The organism is Ruegeria sp. D7 (assembly GCF_056534355.1).
Window position 1 is genome coordinate 265,872 of sequence record NZ_JBQFPG010000002.1, and the last position, 22,064, is coordinate 287,935.

The 22,064-nt window shown below is 60.1% G+C and carries 21 protein-coding genes; 19 read left to right on the forward strand and 2 right to left on the reverse strand.

All coding sequences use genetic code 11. From position 1 onward, the window contains the following. Nucleotides 1-5 precede the first annotated feature (5 nt). On the forward strand, nucleotides 6-1,400 hold the full coding sequence (gene murD, locus ACRZ9U_RS04235) for a UDP-N-acetylmuramoyl-L-alanine--D-glutamate ligase (RefSeq protein WP_170402843.1): 1,395 nt from the start codon (nucleotides 6-8) through the stop codon (nucleotides 1,398-1,400). A 113-nt stretch (nucleotides 1,401-1,513) separates the two neighbouring features. Then, nucleotides 1,514-1,888, forward strand: coding sequence for a glycine zipper family protein (locus ACRZ9U_RS04240; protein ID WP_255611713.1), 375 nt, complete (start codon nucleotides 1,514-1,516; stop codon nucleotides 1,886-1,888). Here the strand turns inward: ACRZ9U_RS04240 and ACRZ9U_RS04245 are convergent. After that, nucleotides 1,885-3,063: a BaiN/RdsA family NAD(P)/FAD-dependent oxidoreductase gene (locus tag ACRZ9U_RS04245; protein ID WP_170401383.1), complete on the reverse strand. Its 1,179-nt coding sequence runs from the start codon at nucleotides 3,061-3,063 to the stop codon at nucleotides 1,885-1,887. The two genes, ACRZ9U_RS04240 and ACRZ9U_RS04245, sit on opposite strands and share 4 nt — an antisense overlap. Before the next feature lie 194 nt (nucleotides 3,064-3,257). Between ACRZ9U_RS04245 and ACRZ9U_RS04250 the strand changes: the two genes are divergently transcribed. From ACRZ9U_RS04250 to ACRZ9U_RS04330, 17 genes are all read left to right on the forward strand, one after another. Then, a complete protein-coding gene (locus ACRZ9U_RS04250; protein ID WP_170392042.1) occupies nucleotides 3,258-3,593 on the forward strand; it encodes a cupin domain-containing protein in 336 nt (111 codons plus the stop codon). A 253-nt stretch (nucleotides 3,594-3,846) separates the two neighbouring features. Beyond that, nucleotides 3,847-5,010: a putative lipid II flippase FtsW gene (gene ftsW / locus ACRZ9U_RS04255; protein ID WP_170392040.1), complete on the forward strand. Its 1,164-nt coding sequence runs from the start codon at nucleotides 3,847-3,849 to the stop codon at nucleotides 5,008-5,010. Next, nucleotides 5,010-6,107 carry a UDP-N-acetylglucosamine--N-acetylmuramyl-(pentapeptide) pyrophosphoryl-undecaprenol N-acetylglucosamine transferase gene (locus tag ACRZ9U_RS04260; protein WP_170401380.1) on the forward strand — a complete coding sequence of 366 codons (1,098 nt, stop codon included), beginning with the start codon at nucleotides 5,010-5,012 and terminating at the stop codon, nucleotides 6,105-6,107. The genes ftsW and ACRZ9U_RS04260 overlap by 1 nt, the downstream gene beginning before the upstream one ends. After that, the gene (gene murC / locus ACRZ9U_RS04265) at nucleotides 6,104-7,510 is read left to right on the forward strand and encodes a UDP-N-acetylmuramate--L-alanine ligase (RefSeq protein ID WP_170401377.1); all 1,407 of its coding nucleotides are present in this window, start codon (nucleotides 6,104-6,106) and stop codon (nucleotides 7,508-7,510) included. The genes ACRZ9U_RS04260 and murC overlap by 4 nt, the downstream gene beginning before the upstream one ends. 4 nt (nucleotides 7,511-7,514) lie before the next feature. Continuing rightward, a complete protein-coding gene (locus tag ACRZ9U_RS04270; RefSeq protein WP_170401374.1) occupies nucleotides 7,515-7,763 on the forward strand; it encodes a DUF2484 family protein in 249 nt (82 codons plus the stop codon). After that, nucleotides 7,760-8,026, forward strand: a complete 267-nt coding sequence (locus tag ACRZ9U_RS04275; protein WP_170392032.1) for a DUF2484 family protein — start codon at nucleotides 7,760-7,762, stop codon at nucleotides 8,024-8,026. Before ACRZ9U_RS04270 ends, ACRZ9U_RS04275 begins: the two co-directional genes overlap by 4 nt. A gap of 23 nt (nucleotides 8,027-8,049) precedes the next feature. Further along, a complete protein-coding gene (locus tag ACRZ9U_RS04280) occupies nucleotides 8,050-8,343 on the forward strand; it encodes a hypothetical protein (RefSeq protein ID WP_170401372.1) in 294 nt (97 codons plus the stop codon). Further along, entirely contained in the window at nucleotides 8,340-9,266 is a 927-nt protein-coding gene (gene murB / locus ACRZ9U_RS04285; RefSeq protein WP_170401370.1) for a UDP-N-acetylmuramate dehydrogenase, read from the forward strand. The genes ACRZ9U_RS04280 and murB overlap by 4 nt, the downstream gene beginning before the upstream one ends. Nucleotides 9,267-9,374: 108 nt before the next feature. Then, nucleotides 9,375-10,292 (forward strand): D-alanine--D-alanine ligase, encoded by a 918-nt coding sequence (locus ACRZ9U_RS04290; RefSeq protein ID WP_170512292.1) that lies wholly within the window; start codon nucleotides 9,375-9,377, stop codon nucleotides 10,290-10,292. After that, nucleotides 10,280-11,284 carry a cell division protein FtsQ/DivIB gene (locus tag ACRZ9U_RS04295; RefSeq protein ID WP_170401363.1) on the forward strand — a complete coding sequence of 335 codons (1,005 nt, stop codon included), beginning with the start codon at nucleotides 10,280-10,282 and terminating at the stop codon, nucleotides 11,282-11,284. Before ACRZ9U_RS04290 ends, ACRZ9U_RS04295 begins: the two co-directional genes overlap by 13 nt. Nucleotides 11,285-11,292: 8 nt before the next feature. Then, nucleotides 11,293-12,627, forward strand: coding sequence for a cell division protein FtsA (gene ftsA, locus ACRZ9U_RS04300; RefSeq protein WP_170392023.1), 1,335 nt, complete (start codon nucleotides 11,293-11,295; stop codon nucleotides 12,625-12,627). Then, a complete protein-coding gene (locus tag ACRZ9U_RS04305; RefSeq protein ID WP_170401361.1) occupies nucleotides 12,614-13,033 on the forward strand; it encodes a hypothetical protein in 420 nt (139 codons plus the stop codon). Before ftsA ends, ACRZ9U_RS04305 begins: the two co-directional genes overlap by 14 nt. Before the next feature lie 348 nt (nucleotides 13,034-13,381). Then, nucleotides 13,382-14,983 (forward strand): cell division protein FtsZ, encoded by a 1,602-nt coding sequence (ftsZ, locus tag ACRZ9U_RS04310; protein WP_170401359.1) that lies wholly within the window; start codon nucleotides 13,382-13,384, stop codon nucleotides 14,981-14,983. 214 nt (nucleotides 14,984-15,197) lie between these two features. Then, nucleotides 15,198-16,118 (forward strand): UDP-3-O-acyl-N-acetylglucosamine deacetylase, encoded by a 921-nt coding sequence (gene lpxC / locus ACRZ9U_RS04315; protein ID WP_170401357.1) that lies wholly within the window; start codon nucleotides 15,198-15,200, stop codon nucleotides 16,116-16,118. Nucleotides 16,119-16,244: 126 nt separating this feature from the next. After that, nucleotides 16,245-17,108 (forward strand): outer membrane protein assembly factor BamD, encoded by an 864-nt coding sequence (locus tag ACRZ9U_RS04320; RefSeq protein ID WP_170392015.1) that lies wholly within the window; start codon nucleotides 16,245-16,247, stop codon nucleotides 17,106-17,108. Nucleotides 17,109-17,144: 36 nt separating this feature from the next. Then, nucleotides 17,145-18,794 carry a DNA repair protein RecN gene (gene recN / locus ACRZ9U_RS04325; protein WP_170401355.1) on the forward strand — a complete coding sequence of 550 codons (1,650 nt, stop codon included), beginning with the start codon at nucleotides 17,145-17,147 and terminating at the stop codon, nucleotides 18,792-18,794. Between the two features lie 92 nt (nucleotides 18,795-18,886). Next, a complete protein-coding gene (locus ACRZ9U_RS04330) occupies nucleotides 18,887-20,572 on the forward strand; it encodes a chloride channel protein (protein ID WP_170392011.1) in 1,686 nt (561 codons plus the stop codon). Here the strand turns inward: ACRZ9U_RS04330 and ACRZ9U_RS04335 are convergent, their stop codons facing one another. Further along, on the reverse strand, nucleotides 20,573-21,943 hold the full coding sequence (locus tag ACRZ9U_RS04335) for a DUF3179 domain-containing protein (protein ID WP_170401353.1): 1,371 nt from the start codon (nucleotides 21,941-21,943) through the stop codon (nucleotides 20,573-20,575). Nucleotides 21,944-22,064 lie beyond the last annotated feature (121 nt).

Below are 22,064 nucleotides of genomic sequence, written 5' to 3' on the forward strand. Positions count from 1 at the left end.
TGGCAATGATCCCGGTCAAAGGGTTTTCAGGGCAGAAAGTAGCGGTTCTGGGGTTAGGTCGGTCGGGTCTGACCACCGCACGAGCGCTGCGCGCTGGCAGGGCTGAGCCGATCTGCTGGGATGACAACCCCGCCGCGCGTGAAGCGGCGGAGGTCGAGGGATTCTCGTGTGTCGATCTGCGCCGCCACGGGGCGTATGACGATATTGTCGCACTAATTGTCTCGCCCGGCATCCCTCATCTCTACCCCGCGCCGAACCCGGTTGTGGCCGCTGCGTTGGAAGCCGGAGTTCCGGTCGACAATGATATAGGTCTGTTCTTTCGCTCTTTCGCAGGCCCTGAATGGAACAACTACGACATCCCACCGCGCGTCATCGCGGTGACGGGATCGAATGGCAAATCAACCACCGCTGCGTTGATCCAACATATCCTGACCGAGGCCGGGCGCGACTCACAACTGGCGGGTAACATTGGGCGCGGCGTGCTGGACATCGACCCAGGTGGCGATGGATCGGTCGTGGTACTGGAGCTATCGAGCTACCAGACCGAACTGGCCCGCGCACTGACGCCGGATGTGGCGGTTTTCACCAATCTTTCACCTGATCACTTGGATCGACATGGTGGAATGGGTGGTTACTTTGCCGCCAAACGTCGCCTGTTCGCCGAAGGAGGCCCAGACCGCGCCGTGATCGGGATAGATGAGGCCGAGGGCGCGTTTCTGGCCGGGCAACTGGCCGAGGGGCCGTCGGATGACCGGGTGATCCGCGTCTCGGTGGCGCGCAAGCTGACCGGGTCGGGTTGGCAGGTCTTTGCCCGCAAGGGTTTCCTGTCGGAATACCGCAAGGGCCGTCAGGCCGGATCGATCGACCTGCGTGAGATCAAGGGCCTGCCCGGTGCGCATAATCACCAGAACGCCTGCGCCGCCTATGCCGCCTGCCGTTCGCTGGGCCTTGCTCCGCGCGTGATCGAAGACGCGCTGCACAGCTTCCCGGGTCTGCCGCACCGCAGTCAGATCATCGCCGAGGCGGACGGCGTGACCTATGTGAATGACTCGAAAGCCACCAACGTAGATAGCGCCCTCAAAGCCTTGAGCGCGTTCAAGAAGATACGTTGGATCTGTGGCGGGCTTGAGAAAGAAGGCGGGCTTGAGGCGCTGAACGGGGCAGGGGACCACGTAATCAAGGCCTACGTCATCGGGCGTGAGGCGGCGAGCTTTGCAATGCAGTTGCAGGCCGATGCGCAAGTCTGCACCACTATGGAAGCGGCGGTTATGCAGGCCATGGCCGATGCGCAGCCCGGTGAAACCGTTCTATTGGCACCTGCTGCGGCCAGTTTCGACCAGTATGACAACTTCGAACAACGTGGCGATGACTTCGTGGATCAGGTTAAAAAACGCCTCTGAAAGCAATGCGTTTGCAATAGATCGCCGGTTCGGCGAAGCTGTGGGCCTATCTGCTTGACGCACTGCCTGCATTGGTTTTTTGCCTTCAGGAAATTCAACACGAGGTCATGAATATGCCAAACCGTAAACTTCTTCTGGTCGTTCCAGCGCTGCTGGCTGCTGCGGCTTGCACCAATACCGGGGCCAACTATCAGCCCGTGATCGATGGCCCTGTAGGCCCGAACTACAATTCGGACCTGTATCAGTGCCAGCAACTTGCAGCCTCGCAGGCCAGCGTTGACGGATCGACCGCAGGTAATGCCGCAATCGGCGCTGCAGGTGCTGCAGCCGTCACCGGCATCGTTCAGGACAGCAGCGACAACCTGGGTCGCGCCGCCGTTGCCGGTGCGTTGGTTGGTGCAGGTGCTGACGTGATCAACAAGAACCAGAACAAGGAAGTCATTGTGCGCAACTGTATGCGCGGACGGGGTTACAACGTCGTAGGCTAACGGCTTGCGATGGCACTTCCGGCGGCGTGGCCCGAGGACCACGCCCATTGGAAGTTGTAACCGCCAAGCCAGCCGGTGACATCCACCGCTTCACCAATGACATAGAGGCCGGGGACATCCCTGGCCTCCATCGTTTTAGACGACAGCCCGTCAGTGTCGATCCCGCCCAGAGTGACCTCGGCGGTGCGATAGCCCTCGGTGCCCGACGGCGTAAGCCGCCAGTTGGACAATGCGGCGATCAGTTCCGACAGCGCCGTGTCGGACTGATCCGCAAGATTGCCCTTCATCGGGATATGGTGTGCGAGGTATTCCACCAGACGCGTGGGCAGGTGGCGTGCCAATTCGGTGGTCAGCGCCTTGCGCCCAACAGCCTGCCGCTGATCGCGAAGCAGATCGTATAAAGGCAAATCGGGGATCAGGTTGACCCATATTGCCTCACCCTCGCGCCAGTACGAAGACAATTGCAGCACCGAAGGACCGCTCAACCCGCGATGGGTGAACAACAAAGCCTCGTCGAAACTGGTGCGCTCGTTTGATAGTCGAGCGGGCAGGGAGACGCCGGACAAATCCTTGAACCGACCGTCCGAGAAGGTGAACGGCACCAGCGCCGCTCGTGTCTCGGTTATCTGCAGCCCGAATTGCTGCGCGATGTCATAGGCCAACCCCGTCGCGCCCATTTTGGGGATCGATTTGCCACCCGTGGCCAGAACCAGATTACGACAGGTCAGAGGGATGTGCTTGCCATCGCGTTCGACATCCAAAGCGAAACCGCTTTCGGTTTTGCGCAAGTTGCGCAGCGACGTCTGCACCCAGAGCTCGGCCTCGGCCTTGACCATTTCATTCAGCAGCATCTGGACGATCTGTTTCGAAGACCCGTCGCAGAATAATTGCCCAAGCGTTTTTTCATGCCATGCAATGCCATGGCGATCGACCAGTTCGATGAAGTCCCACTGTGTATATCGCGCCAGCGCTGATTTGCTGAAATGCGGATTCTGAGACAGGAAATTGCCCGGTCCCGCATACATATTGGTGAAATTGCATCGTCCACCACCCGAGATGCGGATCTTTTCTCCGGGAGCTTTTGCATGGTCGATCACCAGCGCCTGGCCACCGCAATGGGCTGCGCACATCATGCCGGCCGCGCCAGCACCGAGGATGATCGTCTCGAAATCCATATGCTGCGCATGGCGTGGATTGTGAGCGATGGCAAGAGCGCAGACCAAGAACGGTGTGGGTTTGGCCCACGGAATTTCTCAGCAGCACTTGGGTTTGTGCCATATGGTATGTGGATTTTTACTCGTAGTGCATTCTGACATGCTAGGCTCTGTGCTAATGCTTGCCGGTTAAATCCATTTAAAGGGACAAAAATATGCGCTTTCCAAACTTCATTACCGACTTTCCAAGACTAGACGTGCCATTTCCCGAAGACGTCGTGCAGACGGCAGTCATTCGATCTGATGCTGGTTTGGTCGCCTTTTTTACTTTTCTTAAAGAAATGGAACTCCCACTACATTCACATGGTGCCCAATGGGGTACGGTGGTGGAAGGAGAAATTGAACTCACCATTGGCGGAGAGACGAAAGTTTATCTGCCCGGCGACAGCTATTCTATCCCAGCCGGAGTGGAGCATGGCGGGCGCATCAAGGCGGGTTCCCGAGTGATCGATGTGTTTGAAGAGCCTGACAGATACCCCATCAAAGACTGACGATTTACTTTTTGAACAATGACGTTGGGCGCGGTTGATAGTTGGATGAACTCAAACCGAGCCTCAACGGGCCGTCGATCAGAACAGGCAGCATGCGCTGCTTGAATGCATGCGCGTTTGTCAACGGCGGCTCATTGTTCCGGAATTCCAGTTCTGCCTGTCATTCTGCTAGCCCAAATGTAAAAATCCCTGTAGACTCTCAATCAGATCCCGAAAAACGGGACGTTAACGAGGCAGATAGTGGCGGTATCTCATGACTGAGATGGTGTATGGCGCGGTCCAGGACCAGCGCGGAGAACCGATTCTTCCGAAGTGGTGGCGAACGATTGATCGCTGGACGATGTCCTGCGTCCTGATCCTGTTTGTCATCGGGCTTTTGCTGGGGCTAGCCTCGTCGCCGCCACTAGCGGGGCGTAACGGGTTCGATCCTTTCCACTATGTAGAACGTCAGGCGATCTTTGGCGGGCTGGCGCTGGTCGCGATGCTGCTGACCTCAATGATGTCGCCGACACTGGTGCGGCGGCTGGCGATTCTGGGCTTTCTGGCCTCGTTCGTGGCGCTGGCCTTCCTGCCGGTCTTCGGTACAGACTTTGGCAAAGGCGCGGTGCGCTGGTATTCGCTGGGTTTTGCCTCGTTGCAGCCATCCGAGTTCCTCAAGCCCGGTTTTGTCGTGGTGGCCGCATGGCTGTTGGCCGCATCACAGGAAATCAACGGCCCGCCGGGGCGGTTGTGGTCCTTTGCACTGTGTATGTCCATCGTGGCAATGCTGGTGATGCAGCCCGATTTCGGGCAGGCCTGCCTTATCCTTTTTGGTTGGGGTGTGATGTATTTTGTTGCCGGAGCCCCGATGCTATTGCTGGTCGGCATGGCCGGGGCGGTCGTTCTGGGCGGCATGTTTGCCTATTCCAATTCCGAGCACTTTGCCCGTCGTATCGATGGTTTCCTTAATCAGGAACTCGATCCGACCACTCAGCTTGGGTATGCCACCAATGCTATCCGCGAAGGCGGCCTGTTCGGCGTCGGCGTGGGTGAGGGGCAGGTCAAGTGGTCTCTGCCTGATGCGCATACGGATTTCATCATCGCGGTCGCGGCCGAAGAATACGGGCTGATTCTGGTGCTGATTATCATCGCGCTGTACTCGCTGATCGTTGTGCGTTCGCTGCTGCGGCTGATGCGCGAACGCGACATGTTCATCCGTCTGGCTGGCACTGGTCTGGCCTGCATGTTCGGCGTGCAGGCTATGATCAACATGGGCGTCGCTGTGCGTCTTCTGCCCGCCAAGGGCATGACGCTGCCGTTTGTCAGTTATGGCGGATCGTCCCTGATTGCAGGCGGCATCGCGGTTGGCATGTTGCTGGCCTTCACCCGAACCCGCCCGCAGGGCGAGCTAGGCGACATTCTGCGCGGACGAGGCTGATGGGCAAACCTTATCTACTAATCGCAGCAGGTGGCACCGGGGGCCACATGTTCCCTGCGCAGGCGTTGGCCGAGGCGATGCTGCAGAAAGGCTGGCGTGTGCGCCTGTCCACCGACCCGCGCGGAGCGCGCTATACCGGCGCGTTCCCCGCAGACGTCGAGATTGTCGAGGCATCCTCGGCCACCTTCGCCCGAGGCGGATTAGCGGCCAAGATGTTGGTTGGACCCAAGATTGCTGCTGGAGTCACTAGCATGGCTGCGCAGATGATGCGTGACAAGCCGGATGTGGTGGTGGGCTTTGGCGGCTATCCGTCGATACCGGCGCTGGGCGCGGCCATCCTGCTGAAGCTGCCGCGTATGATCCATGAACAAAATGGCGTTCTGGGCCGGGTAAACCAACTGTTTGCCACGCGTGTGGCTCAAGTGGCCTGTGGTGTCTGGCCCACCGATCTGCCTGAAGGGTCCAAGGGCATACACACTGGTAACCCGGTTCGCGCCTCCGTTCTTGAACGCGCTGCTGCCCCCTATATCCCGCCTGGGGAGTACCCGATGTCCGTCCTGGTGATGGGCGGCTCACAGGGCGCACGTATCCTCAGTGACGTGGTGCCGGGGGCCATCGCTGCGCTGCCTGAATATCTGCGCGGGTACATCCGAGTCTCGCATCAGGCCCGCGATGAGGATCGTGAACGGGTCAAGGCCTTTTACGCCCATCACGGCATACGCGCCGATGTACAGCCTTTCTTTGATGACGTACCTCGCCGCATGTCCGACGCGCAGCTGGTTGTCAGCCGGTCGGGTGCCTCCAGTATTGCCGACATTTCCGTGATTGGCCGTCCGTCGATTTTGATCCCGCTTGCCACGGCTGCCGGAGATCATCAAACAGCCAACGCGCGTGGGTTGGTTCAGGCAGGTGGGGCGATCATGATCCCCGAAAACGCCCTTGACGTTCCCGCGCTGACACAGCAAATGACCACGGTTCTCACCAACCCCGAAGCCGCACAGCAAATGGCCCATGCCGCGCTATCGGTCGGGGCACCGGACGCCACCGAGCGTCTGGTCGCCCTTGTCGAGCAACTGGCGCAGAAGGAGACCTCATGAATCCAGCAACCAAACTGCCGCAGGACGTTGGACCGATCCACTTCGTGGGCATCGGTGGGATCGGGATGTCGGGTATCGCAGAGGTGCTTTTGAATCTTGGCTACCGTGTACAAGGTTCGGACTTGAAAACCTCGAAGATTACTGACCGGCTGGCTGGGCTGGGTGCTGAGATTTTCGAAGGCCAGCGTTCGGAGAACTTGCAGAACGCCGCCGTAGTCGTGGTCTCAACCGCGATCAAACCGGGGAACCCGGAACTGGACGAAGCACGCGCGCAGGGCCTGCCGGTTGTCCGCCGCGCCGATATGCTGGCCGAACTGATGCGGCTGCGCTCGAATATTGCCATCGCCGGAACCCACGGAAAAACGACCACGACCACAATGATGGCCGAACTGATGGTTGCCGGCGATTTCGACCCCACAGTCATCAATGGCGGCATCATCCACGCCTATGGCAGCAACGCCCGCATGGGGCAGGGCGAATGGATGGTGGTTGAAGCGGATGAGAGCGACGGTTCATTCAATCGCCTGCCTGCAACCATCGCCATCGTCACCAATATCGACCCCGAGCATATGGAGCACTGGGGCGATTTCGACCAACTGCGCGACGGGTTTTACGAGTTCGTCTCGAACCTGCCGTTTTATGGCTTGGCCGTCTGCTGCACAGATCATGCCGAGGTGCAGGCGCTTGTTGGCCGCATCTCCGACCGCCGCGTGCGCACCTATGGTTTCAACGCACAGGCCGATGTGCGGGCCGAAAACCTGACCTATAAGGGCGGCGTTGCCCATTTCGACATCCATTTGCGCCACGAAGACAAGGTGATTGAGGGCTGTACCCTGCCGATGCCCGGCGATCACAACGTCTCGAATGCGTTGTCTGCCGTGGCCGTGGCCCGTCATCTGGGCATGAAAGCTTCGGAAATTCGCGACGCGCTGGCCAATTTCGGCGGCGTCAATCGCCGCTTCACGAAGGTTGGAGAAATTGACGGCGTCACCATCATCGACGATTACGGCCACCATCCGGTCGAAATCGCCGCCGTTCTCAAGGCCGCACGTCAGGCCACCGAGGGCCGCGTTATCGCCGTCCACCAGCCTCACCGCTATTCCCGCCTGTCCGACCTGTTCGACGATTTCTGCACCTGCTTCAACGACGCCGACGTGGTCGCTATTGCCGAGGTCTTTGCCGCAGGCGAAGATCCGATCGAAGGTGCCAGCCGTGACGATCTTGTGCAGGGCCTGATCCGCCACGGCCACCGCCACGCGCGCGCGATCTTGAACGAAGAAGACCTCGCCCGCCTTGTCCGTGAACAGGCCCGCCCGGGCGATATGGTTGTCTGCCTCGGCGCAGGTACGATCAGTACCTGGGCCAACGGTTTGCCTGACCGGTTAATCGCCAAAGCGAGCTAACCTCGTGGCGTTGTCGCTCATACTCGCCTGCGTCTGGGTCTTCGCTTCCACCATTGTGGCGATGCTGCCGATGCACCTGCAATTCCCACCGGGTGTTGTACTGTTTGCCAGCGCGCCTGCTCTGATTCTTTGGCTGAGTTTAGACTATGGCTGGTTCGTCGGAGTCCTGGCTGCTGGCGGTTTTGTTTCGATGTACCGCAACCCGATCCGCTACTACTGGCGCAAGTGGACGGGTAAAGAGGTGTCGGAATGAACTGGTCGATTGCGCTTGCCGGTCTGTGGGGTGTTGTCGCCAACGTGTTGGCGATGTTGCCCAGCAAGGACAACCATTGGCGGCGCGCCTATTTCCTGATCGCCGTTGGCGTCCCCATCCTAGGCTATGTCACCTATGAAAATGGTCCATGGATCGGGCTGCTGGTTCTGGCGGCAGGTATGTCAGTTCTGCGTTGGCCGGTGATTTACCTCACCCGTTGGACAAAGGCGAAAATGCAGGGCATGAAGGCGGCGAACAAGTAACTGGCCATTTTCAGGAGGCCCCCATGGTCGACATCGCCACTTTCGCCTATTTGCCGCTGATTACCCTGATCCTCGGGACGCTTGCGGGTTTTGTCGCCGCGCGCTGGATCGGCCTCAAGGCACTGCTGTGGCTGATCGGGCTGACCTCGGCCCTTGGTCTGGTACTGATCATAGTGCTGGCCGGTGTCGGAACAGGAGAAGAAGAACAGGCGTTCGGACCCTTCGTCTGGCTGACCGGTGCGGTCCTGCCCTTCCTGTTTGCGGTGATCATGGGTGGAGTAGGCGGGCGCAGCCTTGCATCGCGGGAAGGCGCATGAGCGAACTGCCCGACGTCCGTGGCCGCCTGTCCGCGGCGCGTTCTCTTTCCGAACTCACCTGGCTGCGCGTCGGCGGACCAGCGGATTATCTGTTTCAACCCGCCGATACCGAAGACCTTCAGTCGTTTCTGCGTGATCTGCCTGCGGATGTTCCCATCTTTCCCATGGGTGTCGGATCCAATCTGATCGTCCGTGATGGTGGTCTGCGGGCGGTGGTGATCCGATTGGGGCGCGGGTTCAATGGCATCTCGGTCGAGGGCAATACCGTCAGCGCGGGTGCCGCCGCGCTGGATGCGCATGTGGCGCGTAAAGCAGCGGATGGAGGTGTGGACCTGACTTTCCTGCGCACGATACCAGGCTCGATCGGCGGGGCCGTGCGCATGAACGCGGGCTGTTACGGCAGCTATACGGCGGATGTGTTGCAAAAGGCTACCGTCGTCACCCGCGCCGGAGAGATCGTGGACCTGACCCCGCAAGACCTCAGCTTCCGCTATCGCCAGTCCGACCTGCCCGAAGGCGCGGTGCTGATCTCGGCGACGCTTCAAGGCCCCTCGGGCGATCCAGCTGAGCTGCACGCTCGCATGGAGGCGCAGCTAAAAAAGCGCGACGAAACTCAACCCACCAAGGACCGCAGCGCCGGGTCGACCTTCCGTAATCCAGCCGGGTTCTCGTCGACTGGGCGCGCGGACGATGTGCATGACCTCAAGGCGTGGAAAGTGATCGATGACGCGGGTATGCGCGGGGCCACAAAAGGTGGCGCGCAGATGAGTCCCAAACACTCGAATTTCATGATCAATACAGGCGACGCCACCGCCGCAGACCTCGAAGGTCTGGGCGAAGAGGTGCGAAAAAAGGTTTACGAAACAAGCGGCATCACGCTAGAGTGGGAAATCATGCGGGTCGGTGATCCGCTGGAAGAATAAGGCCCCGACCGTCAGACCATAACAGGCAAATTAGGACGACGGATCAAAGGCATAAACGCAGTACGGACCACCACATAAGGTCCGGGGACATTGAGGCGCACATTGGGTATGTCGAGCAGGACAAACCCCAAAGTGGCGGTGTTGATGGGCGGCCCCTCGGCGGAACGCGAGGTGTCTCTCAGCTCTGGGCGCGAATGCGCAGCCGCCCTTGTGGGAGAAGGCTTTGAAGTGGTCGAACTGGACGCAGGTCCGGACCTTGCTGCTCGCCTTACCGATATCAAACCCGATGTGGTGTTCAACGCCCTGCATGGACGCTGGGGCGAGGATGGCTGTGTGCAGGGGCTACTGGAATGGATGCGCATTCCTTACACGCATTCCGGCGTGCTGGCTTCGGCCCTTGCGATGGACAAACAGCGCAGCAAAGAGGTCTACGCCGCCGAAGGATTACCTATCGTACCCAGCCTGATCGTTCCCAAGGTCGAGGTGGTCGAGGTCCATGTGATGGAGCCGCCCTATGTGGCCAAGCCCAACAACGAAGGTTCCAGCGTCGGCATCTACATCGTGCATGAAAATGCCAACGGCCCGCCGCAACTGGACGAGGCGATGCCTGATCAGGTGATGGTCGAGAAATACGTCGCGGGCCGTGAACTGACCGTGACCGTGATGGGCGATCGCGCCCTGACGGTGACCGAGATCATGACCGATGGCGGTTGGTACGATTATGATGCCAAGTACAAGCCCGGCGGCTCGTGGCATGTGCTGCCCGCTGACATTCCGCAGGACATCTTTGACCGCTGCATGGACTATGCGGTGAAGGCGCATAATGCGCTGGGGTGTCGCGGCGTGTCCCGCACCGATTACCGCTGGGATGACAGCAAGGGTGCCGACGGGCTGTTCCTGCTGGAAACCAACACCCAGCCCGGCATGACGCCGACTTCGCTGGTGCCCGAACAGGCCGAGCATCTTGGCATCAGTTTCGGCCAGCTCTGCGCCTGGATGGTGGAGGACGCCTCATGCGACCGCTGACCGCCACCCGCGCGCCGGTGATTCACCGGACCAAACCGTTGGCGGGGCCGGATGCCGATTTCACCGCCGCGCCAAGGCCCGAGCCCAAAACCGAACCTAAGCTGCATTTGCGCGGGGCGCGTCTTTTTGGCCGCGCGCGCAACGTGGACCCCGCGCCCTCGCGCCTCAGCTACCGCTTTCAGCGCTGGATGCTCACCCCCGGCATCCGGCGCGGGCTAAAAATTGGCCTGCCGGTTCTGACCGTCGTTGGTTTGGTGGGTGGCTTCTTTGCCGCCGAAGAACGTCGTGAGGCGGTCAGCACCTATATCGCCGACATCAAGACCTCGATCCAGGAGCGCCCCGAATTCATGGTCAACCTGATGGCCATCGATGGGGCAGGAACCGCACTGTCTGAGGATATCCGCGAGATCGTGCCGCTCGATTTCCCGCTCAGTTCGTGGGATCTGGATGTGGAGTTGATCCGCGACACCATCACCGGGCTTGACCCGGTGAAATCGGCAACCGTACGCATTCGCCCTGGCGGGATTCTTCAGGTTGATGTGGTCGAACGCCAGCCGGTCATCGTCTGGCGCACCCGAGACGGGATCGAGCTATTGGATGAAACCGGAGCTCATGTTGACCGTGTTTCAGCACGCGCCGATCACGCAGCCCTGCCACTGATCGCAGGGAAGGGCGCGAACAAACATGTCCCCGAGGCGCTGCAAATCCTGACCACTGCCCGCAGCTTGGGCGACCGCGTTCGCGGTTTGGTGCGCGTTGGCGAACGGCGCTGGGATCTGGTGCTGGATCGCAACCAGCGCATCATGTTGCCGACCGAACGTCCGGCGCGCGCGCTGGAACGCGTGTTGGCGGTGAACGAGGTGCAGGACCTTCTAGAACGTGACGTGGCCGTGGTCGACATGCGACTGGGGCAGCGACCAACCATCCGAATGAACAAAACGGCCAGCGAAGACTGGTGGAACACAAAAGTAGATGTGAGTAGCGGGCAGTAACGACCATGATGACCGATCTTTATCAGTCCCAAAGGGCTATGCGGCAGATGCGCCGACAGGCAATGCAACGCGGTGTAGTTGCTATCCTGGATGTCGGCAGCTCCAAAATCGCTTGCCTTGTATTGCGCTTCGACGGGACGGGGCGGTTGTCCGAGGATAACTCGATCGGCTCGATGGCCGGACAAACCGGTTTCCGGGTCATTGGCGCTGCGACCACCCGTTCGCGCGGGGTGCAGTTCGGCGAGGTTACCGCGATGCAGGAAACCGAGCGCGCCATCCGCACCGCGCTGCAGGCGGCGCAGAAGATGGCCGATATCCGCGTCGATCACGTGATTGCATCCTTCTCAGGGGCGAACCCGCGTTCCTACGGGCTGGATGCGCAGGTTGATCTGGAAGGCCAATTGGTTACCGAAGCCGAGGTCGGTCGTGTCCTGAACGCCTGCGACGTGCCCGATTACGGCGAAGGGCGCGAGGTACTGCATGCGCAACCGGTGAATTTCGCGCTCGACAACCGCTCGGGACTAATCGATCCGCGTGGACAGTTGGGGCAGAGCCTTGCAGTGGATATGCACATGCTAACCGTCGATGCGGTGGCGATCCAGAACATCGTCCGCTGCATCAAGCGCTGCGATCTGGAGCTGGCAGGGATTGCGAACTCAGCCTATGTCTCGGGCATTTCCGCATTGGTCGAGGACGAACAGGAGTTGGGCGCGGCCTGTATCGATTTGGGCGGCGGCACCACCAGCATCTCGATCTTCATGAAGAAACACATGATCTATGCCGATTGCGTGCGCATGGGCGGGGATCACGTGACCAGCGACATTTCGATGGGCCTCGGCGTGCCCGCAGCGGTGGCCGAACGGATCAAGACCTTTAACGGTGGCGTTCACGCGACCGGAGCCGATGATCGCGACCTGATCGACATCGGTGGCGATACTGGCGATTGGGAGCATGACCGCCGTACCGTCAGCCGAGCCGAGTTGATCGGCATCATGCGCCCCCGCGTCGAGGAGATTCTCGAAGAGGTGCGTACTCGTCTGGACGCTGCCGGTTTCGACCACCTGCCAAGCCAGCAGATCGTTCTGACTGGTGGTGGCAGCCAGATCATGGGGCTAGACGGGCTTGCCAGCCGGATTCTGGGTCAGCGTGTTCGTTTGGGCCGCCCGCTGCGCGTTCATGGCCTGCCGCAATCCGCGACCGGGCCCGGTTTTTCTTCGGCAGTGGGGCTTAGCCTGTTTGCGGCGCATCCTCAGGACGAATGGTGGGATTTTGAGATCCCGGTCGACACCTATGCCGCGCGCCCGTTCAAGCGCGCCGTGCGCTGGTTCCGTGACAATTGGTAATGCCCTGCGTGGTGCAGCCGTTGGCGCGGCCCTTGGGCCCGCTGCGGCCCCGGCTCAAACCCTGATTACGCCAGAGGCGTTTCTGAGCGCCGTCGTTGGCAAAACGATCACCTTCCATGAAATCCGAAGCGGTATGTTGGTCGGGACCGAGGAATTCCTCAGCCCGACTCTCTCGGTCTGGCGGATGGAGGGGCGGGGCTGTGTCTATGGCCAGATCACCACGCCAAATGGCCAGATCTGTTTTCTGTACGATGATGCGCCCGATGGCCTGCCAGTCTGCTGGTGGCCCTACCTGTACAATGACCGGTTGATGGTGCGGCTGGCGCGCTTCGTCGGCAGCGAAACGCAAGAGGTCCGTAGCATCTCTGAAGATGGCCTGAATTGCCCAAGTGCCCCGGTAGGCTAAAGAAATCAGTTGCGGCAACTGCCAAATTGCCGCAAAATAAGGCTCAAGGCCCGGCAGAGGCCCAGCGGCAGGACATTGAGCAGTTTTCCGCGACCAAACGAGTGACTAAAAGTTTTACACCCCCCTCAAGGTGGGCGGGGTCTTTCCGTGTGTAGTAGCGCATGAGTCTTTCGCCGCAACATGTCGCGGTAACAGCGAAATGCCGCTGTTTGCTGCCTTATTTCCTCCATATTTTGTGGATTCGTGCGATTTTTCTGGTGACGTTTCCGAAATGACACAGTAAAATCGACTGTGGATAGGTCAGAAAAACCGCATTTTGCGGCAACATAAAAAACAGGCGGACAGAGCATGACATTAAATCTTTCGATGCCCGGGCACGACGAACTCAAGCCTCGGATTACCGTATTTGGCGTTGGCGGCGCTGGGGGCAATGCTGTCGACAACATGATTGAAAAACAGTTGGACGGCGTAGAATTTGTCGTCGCCAACACAGACGCACAGGCGCTGCAGCAAAGCCGTTCGTCGGCGCGGGTGCAGCTGGGCGTCAAAGTCACCGAAGGGTTAGGTGCAGGTGCGCGTCCGACCGTGGGTGCTGCAGCAGCTGAAGAAAGCATCGAACAGATCGTCGATCACCTAGCGGGTGCGCATATGTGCTTTATCACCGCCGGCATGGGTGGCGGCACAGGCACCGGCGCAGCCCCGATCATCGCGCAAGCAGCGCGGGAGCTGGGTGTCCTGACCGTTGGGGTTGTCACCAAACCCTTCCAGTTCGAAGGCGCCAAGCGTATGCGTCAGGCCGAAGACGGCGTTGATGCGCTGCAGAAAGTCGTTGATACGCTGATCATCATTCCGAACCAGAACCTGTTCCGTCTGGCCAACGAAAAGACAACGTTTACCGAGGCGTTCTCGATGGCCGACGATGTCCTGTATCAGGGCGTCAAAGGCGTAACCGACCTGATGGTGCGTCCGGGTCTGATCAACCTCGACTTCGCCGACGTTCGAGCCGTGATGGACGAGATGGGCAAGGCGATGATGGGCACAGGCGAAGCGACCGGTGAAGATCGCGCCATTCAGGCAGCCGAGAAGGCCATTGCCAACCCGCTGTTGGACGAAATCAGCCTCAAGGGTGCCAAGGGTGTGCTAATCAACATCACCGGTGCGCACGACCTGACCTTGTTCGAACTGGACGAGGCCGCCAACCGCATCCGCGAGGAAGTGGACCCGGAGGCCAATATCATTGTCGGTTCGACCCTCGACACCGAGATGGAAGGCGGAATGCGCGTTTCAGTCGTTGCCACCGGTATCGATGCCAGCGAGAAAAGCGAAGATGTACCGGTCGCCCGCCGTTCGATGTCGGCTCCGCTGACACGCACGGTTTCGGCAGAAGACTCCACGCCTGAACAAATCGCTGCAGATGAGGCCCCGGCTGAGGACAACATTGCGCCCACGCTCTTCGAGTCCATCGAAGATGTCGAGTTCAATGAAGGCTGGCAAGAAGAACAACCCGCTGCCGAGCAGGACGATGACGGGCTGCCTCCGCCCGCCTATCAGCCTCAGGTGGCGCAGTTCGAACCGCAACCCGAAGTCGAAGAGACAGTCGACACCTACGACGCACCGCGTGCCCAGACCCCCGGCACACCGTCTCCAGAAGCGATGCAGCGGTTGCAGGCCGCAGTTCAGAAAGTACCTTCGAACCGGCTGCGTCCGACGCCTGAGGCACCTCGCGAACCGGCCCCTCAGCCGCAGCAAGCGACCGAGGATCGCCCGCGTTTTGGCTTCAACCGATTGATTGACCGGATGACCGGCCATGCGGCCGATACGCCCGCTCAACCGGTACGCCAACAGCCTGCGATGCGGTCGGTTGACGCAACGGCACCTGTTCAGGATGAAGCCGATCCTGATCAGGAGCGCATCGAAATTCCCGCCTTCCTACGGCGTCAGGCCAACTGATCGCGGTAACAAAATCATCCCGAAGGGCCGCCATCGCGCGGCCCTTTTTTGTGGAAACACAAAGTGTTGAGCTGGTGTAAGCAGGGATTTGCCGATGTGTCACATTCATGTTTCATTCGGTTGCAAAAGGTGAGTTGAGCCTTAACGCCCCCTTCCTTAGTTGAGGGTGCAACACAGCCCCTGATAGGCTGGACACAACTCACCGAGGCTCACATTGCAACATACGCTCAAATCTTCAGTCACGTTTGTGGGCACTGGGCTGCATAGCGGCAAGCCTGCGACGATGGTTCTGAAGCCTGCAGCGGCAGGTCATGGAATCTGGTTCAAACGGACTGATATCGAGCTGGGCAATGCGTTGATCCCCGCAATCTATGACGTTGTTGAGCGGACGCCTCTTTGCACACGATTGGTTAACGATGCGAATGTGTCGGTATCGACTGTGGAACACATCATGGCGGCACTTGCCGGATGTGGTGTGCATAATGCACTGATTGAAATCGATGGTCCCGAAGTCCCGATCATGGATGGCTCGTCCGTGGCCTTTGTTCAGGGCATCATGGCCAAAGGCGTTCGCCGTCAGGCTAGTCCGGTACTAGCTTATGAGGTGCTTAAGCCCGTCTCTGTTGAACGAGAGGGCGCAAAGGCATCGATCGCGCCTGCGGAAGGTCTGGAGATCGAGTTTCACATCGATTTCGAAGATGACGCCATTGGAAGCCAGACAAAGGTTTTGGACATGCGCAATGGTTCGTTTGCGCGTGAACTCTGCGACAGTCGCACGTTTTGCCGCCGCACAGATGTCGAAGCGATGCGTGAAAACGGATTGGCCTTGGGCGGCACATTGGACAATGCCGTAGTCGTACAGGGCGACGAAGTCCTGACCCCGGGTGGCTTCCGTCACACGGATGAAGCGGTGCGCCACAAAATGCTGGACGCTCTGGGTGATCTCTATCTTGCAGGCGGTCCGATTCTGGGGCGCTTTGTCGGCGAGAAGTCGGGGCATTCGATGACCAACACATTGCTGCGCAAACTGTTCGAAACACCGGGCGCTGTGCGACCGATCCTTTGTACCCCTGAACAAGCCGCGCGTCTGCCCGGCCAGGGCCTTGTGCGAAGCGAAATCCCGCAGGTTGCGTGATCTGATCAACTCTGACGACATTTGCGCCATGAGGGTGGATAAGGCGTTTTGCACTGGAATTTTATGTGCTAGACCGAGGCCCGATCAGGGGTAATTCCCGCTAAGTAGACGACAAGGATGGGCGGAATGGTTGGCAGCAAAGCGGCAGTCAGAATCGCAGGTGCGCTTCTTCTGGCAGCAACTTTGACGGCATGTGGCAATGCCGGAGGTCTGTTTGGTAACCGTGGGGCAGACCGCAGCCAAAACCTCGAAGGTTTCACGCCTGAACAGATTTACACCCGCGGTGAATACGAGCTGTCGCAGAATCGCTCGGACGACGCGGCTTGGTATTTCTCTGAAGTAGAGCGGCTTTATCCTTATTCCGATTGGGCGAAACGTGCGCTGATCATGCAGGCGTTCTCATTCCATTCGGACCAGAACTATGAAGAAAGCCGCGCCGCCGCGCAGCGATATATCGATTTCTATCCCACTGACGAAGACGCCGCCTATGCCCAGTATCTTCTGGCGCTCAGCTACTATGATCAGATCGACGAAGTTGGCCGTGATCAGGGGCTGACCTTTCAGGCACTGCAGGCCCTGCGCACGGTGATCGAAGTCTACCCAGACAGTGAGTATGCCACATCTGCCGTACTGAAGTTCGACCTTGCCTTCGACCATCTGGCTGGCAAAGAGATGGAGATCGGGCGCTATTATCTGCGTCAGGATCACTTCACTGCGGCGATCAACCGATTCCGCGTGGTGGTCGAAGATTTTCAGACCACATCTCATACCGCCGAGGCGCTCTATCGCCTGATCGAGGCGTATCTGGCGCTGGGACTGGTGGACGAGGCGCAGACCGCGGGTGCGATTCTGGGTTACAACTATCAGTCCTCGGAATGGTACGACGCGGGGTACACGTTGCTGACGTCGCGTGGTCTCGATCTAAAGAGCCGAGGTAACAATTGGCTCAGCACGATCTATCGCCAGACCGTCAAGGGTGAGTGGTTGTAACGGCCATGGCTAAAGGCTTGGGACGCTAAAGACCCGATGCTGCGCGCCCTTGATATCCGCGACATGCTGATCATCGACCGGCTGGAGCTGACGTTTCAGCCGGGCTTGAATGCTTTGACCGGTGAAACCGGCGCGGGCAAGTCGATCTTGCTGGATTCGCTGGGCTTTGTGCTGGGCTGGCGCGGGCGCGCCGAGCTGGTTCGTCAGGGGGCCGCACAGGGCGAAGTTGTGGCCGAGTTTGAACTGCCTGACGATCACCCTGCCCATTCGATTCTGGCCGAGGCGGGTCTGCCCGGTGGCGAGGAGCTGATCCTGCGCCGCGTCAACACGGCCGAGGGACGTAAGACTGCATGGGTCAATGACCGCCGTTGTTCGGGCGAAGTGTTACGGGCGCTGTCGGAAACTCTGATCGAACTGCACGGCCAACATGATGACCGAGGCCTGCTGAACCCGCGCGGGCATCGCGCAATGCTGGATGCCTATGCCGGGGCAGGGGATCAGTTGGCCGCCGTGCGTGCCGCGTGGGGCCAGATGTCCATCGCCCGCAAAGCTCTGGCGCAGACTGAGGCAGCGCTGGAGGCTATGCGTGCCGAAGAAGATTTCCTGCGTCATTCCGTTGCCGAGTTGGATCAGCTTGACCCGCAGCCGGGCGAGGATGCAGATCTCGACGCCCGCCGCCGCATGATGCAAGGGGCCGAACGGATTCGCGACGACGTGGCCCGTGCCTTTGCCTTGCTGGGCGGCGACGGGGCCGAGGGCGCGATGGCCGATGCCGTGCGCTGGCTGGAAGGCGTGTCGGACAATGCGGGTGGCCAGTTGGAAGGCCCCATTGCAGCGCTGGGTCGCGCCCTGATCGAACTGGGCGAGGCGCAGGATGGGGTCAACGCCTGTCTGCAAGCGCTCGATTTTAACCCAGCGGAACTGGAACAGGCCGAGGAACGCCTCTTTGCCATTCGCGCGCTGGCACGGAAACACGATGTGGCCCCCGATGATCTGGGCACCTTCGCCGATACCTTGCGCGACCGCCTGAACCGGCTGGATGCAGGTGACGCCGACCTCAGCAACAAACGCGCTGCTGTGGACGCGGCACAAGCTGCGTATGACAACGCGGCCACCGCACTCGGCGAAACGCGCCGTAAGGCCGCCAGTGCGTTGGACACCGCAGTAATGGCTGAACTCGCGCCCCTGAAAATGGAACGCGCCGTGTTCCGGACCGAGGTCACCGCGACCGACGCAGGCCCCGAAGGCATCGACGCGGTGGCCTTCACCGTCGCCACCAACCCGGGGGCGCCGTCAGGGCCGCTCAACAAAATCGCCTCGGGCGGCGAGCTCAGCCGCTTTCTGCTGGCGCTTAAGGTCTGCCTAACGGGCGAAGACAGTGCCCGCACGATGATCTTTGACGAGATTGACCGCGGTGTCGGCGGTGCCACGGCGGACGCGGTGGGCCGCCGTCTGGCCGCACTCGCGCAGGGCGGGCAGGTGCTGGTCGTCACCCACTCGCCGCAAGTGGCCGCACGGGCGGCGCATCACTGGCGGGTGCAGAAACAGGTCACCGGCGATCAGACCCTGTCCACCGTGATCCCGCTGGCCGACCCCGACCGCGTCGACGAAATCGCCCGGATGGTCGCAGGCGACACCATTACGGATGAGGCACGCGCCGCTGCCCGTGCCCTGTTGGATGCATGACGCGCATTCTGTGAGCATCTTGTCGTGAACCGACTTTTCTACGGCGCGCGCGTGGCTTACTAAGGGTCAGGCGACCACCCCAACGAGGGCCAATGACCCAATCGACCCGCACCGTGCTGCGCAATCAGCTCAATCAAGCCCTCTCGGCGCTGCGGGATGCATGGCGGGTAATGCTTCATCGTGGCCCCAGCCAGATTCAGTTCTGGTTTATTGCTCTGGTCATCGGGATCGCTGCAGGCTTCATGGCGCTGGGATTCCGGATGGCGATCTCGTCGTTGCAGGCTTATCTCTACAACACCGAAGATATCCTATTCCTGCACAGCCATGCTGAGAAGCTGCATTGGCTCTGGATTTTCCTTACACCTGTGGTCGGCGGGTTGGTCGTCGGGATCATCCTGAACAGGTATACCGATGATGGCCGTGTGCGTTCGGTAGCTGATGTGATCGAGGGTGCGGCCATCACTGATGGACGGGTCGAAAAGAAGGCCGGTATCGCATCTTTTTTCGCTTCGCTGATCACGCTCAGCTCAGGCGGATCCACGGGGCGGGAAGGACCTGTTGTGCATATGGCCGGGGTCATCTCGACTTGGGTCAGCGACCGTATCCACGCCGACGGCATCACCGGGCGCGACCTATTGGGTTGCGCTGTGGCCGCTGCAGTTTCGGCCAGTTTCAACGCCCCCATCGCCGGTGCTTTGTTTGCGCTTGAGGTTGTGCTGCGCCACTTCGCCGTTCATGCCTTTGCGCCCATAGTCATCGCCTCGGTCGCGGGGACCGTGATCAACCGGCTGGCTTATGGTGACGTGACCGAATTCACGCTGGATACGCCCGGGTCGTTGCAATTCTATGTCGAGCTGCCCGCCTTCCTGATCCTAGGCCTGATTTGCGGGCTGGTCTCGCTGCTGCTGATGCGATCGATCTTCTTCGCCGAGGATATCGGCACGCATATCCAAAACCGCTTGTCTCTGCCGCGCTGGCTGCGCCCCGGTGTTTCGGGCGCGATGCTCGGCCTGTTGGCGGTCTGGTTTCCGCACATCATCGGCGTGGGATACGAAACCACGATCCGTGCCTTGACCGGGGACCTCGTGCTGACGACCGCGATCCTGTTCGCGGTCATCAAAACCGTCGCAGTGGCGATTACCATGGGCGGTCGCATGGGTGGTGGTGTGTTTTCCCCTTCATTGATGATCGGAGCGCTGACCGGGTTGGCCTTCGGCCTGATCGCCACCGGATTGCTGCCAGATGTGTCAGGCACCCATACGCTCTATGCCTTTGCCGGGATGGGCGCGGTGGCCGCCGCGGTGCTGGGCGCACCAATCTCAACCACGCTCATCGTGTTTGAATTGACCGGAGACTGGCAGATCGGCCTCGCCGTGATGGTTTCGGTCTCGATGTCCACTGCGCTGGCCTCGCGCCTTGTGGACCGGTCCTTCTTCCTGACCCAGCTGGAACGACGCAATGTGCACCTTGCCGCCGGGCCGCAGGCCTACTTGCTGGCAATGCTGCGCGCAGGCGCAGTGATGCGCCCGCTGGGGGACGCGCGTTCGATCTCCAAGGAAGACGCGCAGGCATTGATCGAACAAGGCCTATGCGTCAAGGCCAGCGCCACGCTTGAGGCCGCGATGCCATATTTCGACCGCGATGACATCCCTTGCATCCCGGTGGTGATCATCGACAAGGACGGCTGTGAAAACCCCGTTGGCGCGCTCTATCACATCGACGCGCTGAAAGCTTACAACCGCGCGCTGGCCGCTACAGCGGCCGAGGAACATTCTTGATCAGCGTCCGTAAACGCTGGCTGCGTCGCCCAGATAATTGTCCCAGGCAAACCAATACGAGATATGTCCCGCGACGCGCGGCAACTCTGCGCCATCCGGGCCAATCAGTGCCTCTTCGGTGACGCGCCACTTGTTGCCCGTTTCGTCCAGCAGCCCGCCATCGGTGGTCGCGCGGAACTGGCGCGATCCACGCTCGTAGGCGCGCACGCTGCGCTTGTCCGGGTCGCCCATCAGCATCAGTGCCCGCCCGCCAATCGCATCGTTGATCACCGGCTTGCCCTTGAACGCGTCCAACGGCCACGCCCGCGCCGCGCCGAACTGGCGCACGGCGAACACGTAGTCCTTCTGGCGATGCCGACTTTGATCGACCAAGGCCGGGAACATCAGATCGGGTGAGGCAAAGTAATCGCGATACACAACGCCCGAGCCATAGTTGCGCCGATGACCGGTGCTGAGCGACAGCACCTGCGTATCTGAATGCGACGCCTTCCAGCTGTCCCAGCGGGTGATCACCACAGGACGCTGCTTCAGCTCGATCCCACTGTTGACCAGCGGTCCGACCACGGGCTTACCTGTGTACTGGTTCCATAACGAATGCGTCTCACGGTCGAACATCAATTTGTTCGACCGATACAGGAACCCGGACGAGCCAAATACAAACGGCTTCCGCCGCCCCTCGACCTGCGTTTCAAACAAAATCCCCGATCCGCACAACGTACAATAGGCCAGTGCTACCGGAACGCCTCCGACCACCTCGTTGAACATCTCGTGCCAGCCCATGATGCGCAGCGGATAAGCGCGTACATCGCCGTTGATCGAGACGCCAAAGACCAGATCGTCGTCTTTCATGTAGTCCGCCCGCGCCGCCGGGATCAGCTTGGGATTGTCCAGCGAAGGGATACCGTCCTTGAGCACACCACCCCAACTGATCTCTTCCAGCCGAATCTTCATCTTGTCGCGTTGCAAATATTCGGGTTTCAGGAAAACATCGAAGTTCTGATCGATGCCCAAAAGAACTTCGCGTTTGAACGGTATCAAAGATGGATGAGGTACAATCTGAGCGTTCCGTTCTTGCCATAGCATCCATTCGAACCAGTCCGTGCCGTGGCGCGCGCCGCTCAACGCTTCCATGACTTTGGCAATGTCTCGCTCTCGCCTTCTGCCATAGCGCATCGCCGTCAAAAGCGCGGGCACAACGTCCGGGTTGCCGCGCGCGGTCAGGAACGCCATCCCGGCTTCGAAATCGGTCCGACTACCATACAAAGTTGAACGTACGGCATCGTAGACAGGGTCATCCTGCGCCCAAAGAGCGCGAGGTGCTACAGCGCTTGCCCCCAACAGGCCGACAAAGCTGCGACGTGGAATCGACATGGCATCCTCCGATCGGGTTCATATTCGATCTTGCCCGCAAAGCAGATCACATACACGCAACACTCGCGTGAGTGGCTCGAATTTCTGAAGCTGCACGCCGGGCATCTCGACATTGGTCCAT

Excerpts from the sequence above, each read along its gene's own strand:
- ACRZ9U_RS04290 (WP_170512292.1), top strand. The coding sequence starts at position 9,375 with ATGTCGAGCAGGACAAACCCCAAAGTGGCGGTGTTGATGGGCGGCCCC.
- ACRZ9U_RS04240 (WP_255611713.1), top strand. The coding sequence starts at position 1,514 with ATGCCAAACCGTAAACTTCTTCTGGTCGTTCCAGCGCTGCTGGCTGCT.
- ACRZ9U_RS04260 (WP_170401380.1), top strand. The coding sequence starts at position 5,010 with ATGGGCAAACCTTATCTACTAATCGCAGCAGGTGGCACCGGGGGCCAC.
- ACRZ9U_RS04245 (WP_170401383.1), bottom strand. The coding sequence starts at position 3,063 with ATGGATTTCGAGACGATCATCCTCGGTGCTGGCGCGGCCGGCATGATG.
- ftsW (WP_170392040.1), top strand. The coding sequence starts at position 3,847 with ATGACTGAGATGGTGTATGGCGCGGTCCAGGACCAGCGCGGAGAACCG.
- murC (WP_170401377.1), top strand. The coding sequence starts at position 6,104 with ATGAATCCAGCAACCAAACTGCCGCAGGACGTTGGACCGATCCACTTC.
- murD (WP_170402843.1), top strand. The coding sequence starts at position 6 with ATGATCCCGGTCAAAGGGTTTTCAGGGCAGAAAGTAGCGGTTCTGGGG.
- ACRZ9U_RS04335 (WP_170401353.1), bottom strand. The coding sequence starts at position 21,943 with ATGTCGATTCCACGTCGCAGCTTTGTCGGCCTGTTGGGGGCAAGCGCT.
- ACRZ9U_RS04275 (WP_170392032.1), top strand. The coding sequence starts at position 7,760 with ATGAACTGGTCGATTGCGCTTGCCGGTCTGTGGGGTGTTGTCGCCAAC.
- ftsA (WP_170392023.1), top strand. The coding sequence starts at position 11,293 with ATGACCGATCTTTATCAGTCCCAAAGGGCTATGCGGCAGATGCGCCGA.
- ACRZ9U_RS04330 (WP_170392011.1), top strand. The coding sequence starts at position 18,887 with ATGACCCAATCGACCCGCACCGTGCTGCGCAATCAGCTCAATCAAGCC.
- ACRZ9U_RS04280 (WP_170401372.1), top strand. The coding sequence starts at position 8,050 with ATGGTCGACATCGCCACTTTCGCCTATTTGCCGCTGATTACCCTGATC.
- ACRZ9U_RS04320 (WP_170392015.1), top strand. The coding sequence starts at position 16,245 with ATGGTTGGCAGCAAAGCGGCAGTCAGAATCGCAGGTGCGCTTCTTCTG.
- ACRZ9U_RS04250 (WP_170392042.1), top strand. The coding sequence starts at position 3,258 with ATGCGCTTTCCAAACTTCATTACCGACTTTCCAAGACTAGACGTGCCA.
- recN (WP_170401355.1), top strand. The coding sequence starts at position 17,145 with ATGCTGCGCGCCCTTGATATCCGCGACATGCTGATCATCGACCGGCTG.
- ftsZ (WP_170401359.1), top strand. The coding sequence starts at position 13,382 with ATGACATTAAATCTTTCGATGCCCGGGCACGACGAACTCAAGCCTCGG.
- ACRZ9U_RS04295 (WP_170401363.1), top strand. The coding sequence starts at position 10,280 with ATGCGACCGCTGACCGCCACCCGCGCGCCGGTGATTCACCGGACCAAA.
- murB (WP_170401370.1), top strand. The coding sequence starts at position 8,340 with ATGAGCGAACTGCCCGACGTCCGTGGCCGCCTGTCCGCGGCGCGTTCT.